This window comes from Halalkalibacterium ligniniphilum, assembly GCF_000334155.1.
Lineage (GTDB): Bacteria > Bacillota > Bacilli > Bacillales > Bacillaceae_D > Halalkalibacterium > Halalkalibacterium ligniniphilum.
Map to the genome: position 1 here is coordinate 1 of NZ_ANNK01000118.1, position 2,533 is coordinate 2,533.

The 2,533-nt window shown below is 37.4% G+C and carries 6 protein-coding genes; 2 read left to right on the plus strand and 4 right to left on the minus strand.

From position 1 onward, the window contains the following. The coding region (locus tag BLT_RS22035) for an S-layer homology domain-containing protein (RefSeq protein WP_035425889.1) at nt 1-250 on the minus strand (250 nt) is incomplete at its 3' end. 387 nt (nt 251-637) lie between these two features. Here BLT_RS22035 and BLT_RS0114380 point away from each other — a divergent pair. Both BLT_RS0114380 and BLT_RS0114385 read left to right on the plus strand, forming a co-directional pair. Next, complete coding sequence (locus BLT_RS0114380; RefSeq protein ID WP_017728473.1) at nt 638-907, plus strand: hypothetical protein; 270 nt, start codon at nt 638-640, stop codon at nt 905-907. A 20-nt stretch (nt 908-927) separates the two neighbouring features. Further along, nucleotides 928-1,416, plus strand: a complete 489-nt coding sequence (locus tag BLT_RS0114385; RefSeq protein ID WP_017728474.1) for a type II toxin-antitoxin system PemK/MazF family toxin — start codon at nt 928-930, stop codon at nt 1,414-1,416. A gap of 14 nt (nt 1,417-1,430) precedes the next feature. Here the strand turns inward: BLT_RS0114385 and BLT_RS22040 are convergent, their stop codons facing one another. The 3 genes from BLT_RS22040 to BLT_RS24510 form a co-directional block, all read right to left on the minus strand. Beyond that, nucleotides 1,431-2,048, minus strand: a complete 618-nt coding sequence (locus tag BLT_RS22040; protein WP_017728475.1) for a peptidoglycan recognition protein family protein — start codon at nt 2,046-2,048, stop codon at nt 1,431-1,433. A gap of 3 nt (nt 2,049-2,051) precedes the next feature. After that, on the minus strand, nt 2,052-2,333 hold the full coding sequence (locus tag BLT_RS0114395) for a phage holin (RefSeq protein ID WP_017728476.1): 282 nt from the start codon (nt 2,331-2,333) through the stop codon (nt 2,052-2,054). A 13-nt stretch (nt 2,334-2,346) separates the two neighbouring features. Next, on the minus strand, nt 2,347-2,533 hold a 187-nt coding region (locus tag BLT_RS24510; protein ID WP_017728477.1), incomplete at its 5' end, for a hemolysin XhlA family protein.

The following is a 2,533-nucleotide window of genomic DNA, read 5'->3' on the forward strand; positions in this document are numbered from 1 at the left end:
TGTTTTCTAAATCTAAGTTTAGTGCTGCAGCTATCATTATTGCAGCTTGGGCACGAGTCACATTGTTACTAGGTTTAAAGGTGCCATCATTATACCCACCAATAATTGATTGATGTGCTAAAAATTCAATTTCTGTTTTTGCCCAGTAATCTGAACCAACGTCAGTGAATCGCTCTTGTCCAGTTGCTACTGTAGGAATAAGCATGGAGAGTATAACAAACAACAAAGCTAAGTATTTAATACTTCTCATATGTACCTCCTTATACTATTATTTACTAATATTCTATCATTATTGTAAGTAGATGAGAGGATTGTTGTCCGTTTTTTCTACCAATAAACCACTAACGATTCATTAGTCTACTGAAAGAAAGTATCTCCTTAGCGAAACAATTCCTCTTTCTCAACAAACTAAGCCCACCCGTGAGAGTGGGCTTTATTCTTGCACAAATGATAAGAATTGTCGAAGTTTGTCGAAAATGTTTCATTGACATGCTTACATTCCAAAATGTAGGTTTAAATCCCGATATTATAAGGAAAATACCCATAAATAAGAAAATTATTGGTTTGTTATAATAATTTCAATACAACTTTCCCATACTGAGAAGCATATATGTAGAGTATGGGAGGCGATTTACAAATGAGTAAAAAAAATAATAAGACAAGAGGGAGGAAAAAAGATATGCTAAAGGAGTTGGTAAGAAGAAAAGAAGATTGTGATAACAGTCAGAAAAAAGTTTCTCCAGTTGAACAAGCCCTTAAACGCTTTAAAATGGACAATGGTTATGACTTTCTAGACATGGTTAATGATGAGAAAATCAGAAAAAGACATCAATTTAAGCAAATGCAAAAGAAAGAATATGACGATAATGAATTCCTAGAAACATTCCAAAATAATCAAGGGGAATAAAACTAAAAGGGGCGCAATCTATGAAGGACTCTTTTAATCAAGGGGATATAATTTGGTTCAATTTCCCACAAGAAAACCCAAAACCCCAATTAACAATTTACGGACGCCACCCAGCGCTATTACTCCACGACCACTCACTAACTAATCAGACTATCATTCTTGCGCCTTTATCTTCTCTTTATGATCAACACGGTAATACAAAAGAATTGAAGTCTTACCATCTACCTTTGTACAAGGTAGATTACCCAGAGCTTTCTAATGACTCCTATGTTAAACTTGATCAGATTATGACTTTCTCAAGAAACAAGATTACAGGAAGTTATATATGTTGTTTAACCGAAACCGACAAAGCTTCCGCTCATTTAAAATTAATGGAGACTTTGCAAATGAATGACACAATAAAAGACATTGTGTATAAGCAAATTGAAAAAACAGTTGAAAACCTTCTTAATGAATATATAGAGAAAAAAACGCAAACAGATTCTTCAAAAAATGCCCCCACAAAGTGAGGGCATTTTTTCTTTTAATCCAACAATCCTAAGCGGTTAAGAATTGATGCGAATTGTTCCCTTGTAAGCGGTTCTTTCGGACGTTCACCGTTGAAAATACCTTTAGCTGTTGCTTTCTCCCAGTTTCCTTTATGCGTTGGGCTTGGTGTATTATTACTTTGCGCTGTCACTGTTATCACTCCTTGTTTGAAATTATTAAATTGAGGTAAAAGAGTAGCTGGACAATTCTTGCCTGTCCAATGTTTATGGGTTACTACTCGTTCAACAGGAATGTTCAAATTGCTCATAAGCTTTCGTATTAACCATTGAGCGTTCGCTTTTGTTTTTTCAAAATCACCATCGCTATTCACACATAACTCAATACCTATTGATTGTCTGTTTCCGTTTGTTCCAGCATGCCAGCCCATTTCGTGATTGGGCAGATGCTGAATAATTTGCTTATCATCCACAGTGTAATGCCATGAAACGCTACGGTTTTGAGCGTCTGCCCCTTTTACATAACGAGCGTGTGTTGCTGCATCGGCCCCTCTACTACGATTCGCTGTTTCATGTATTGTGATGTGCGTTGGATTGATACGAGTACCTGGTCGATTGCGGTTCGATGTTGGAATTAAGTCTTGTTTAATATTCACCGTCTATCTCCCCTCTTTCTTTGGCTTCTTGTATCCTAGCGCTTGTTTAGAATCCCCTAGACCATACGTTGTCGGGTCCATGACGGCATTATATACACTCACCGCTACCGTAAACAGCACGTATGGATTAGATAACGCATCTATCACTACTCTAAATAAAATAGGCCAAGACGTGATGTCCTGCCCTGTCAGACCGAAATATGCACCAATAGGCACCACTATAGCTAAAAACACCTGCACCCAAAATAGCGGATTGCTCGAGCGTACTTTCCAGTTTATTTTCATGTAGATCCTCTCCTTATCTCATAGTAAAAGCCCACACGATAACCCCTGTCACAATCGTTACAACACCGCTGACAATAGCTGTGATTACAATCTTTGTGAGAGTCCGTCTGAGCCACGTTGTATCTTCGACAATTTTGTCTAGGCTTTTCGACAAGCCTTGTATTTCTCTGTCTTGAAGTTTGTCATTGAGTTTAAGTTCA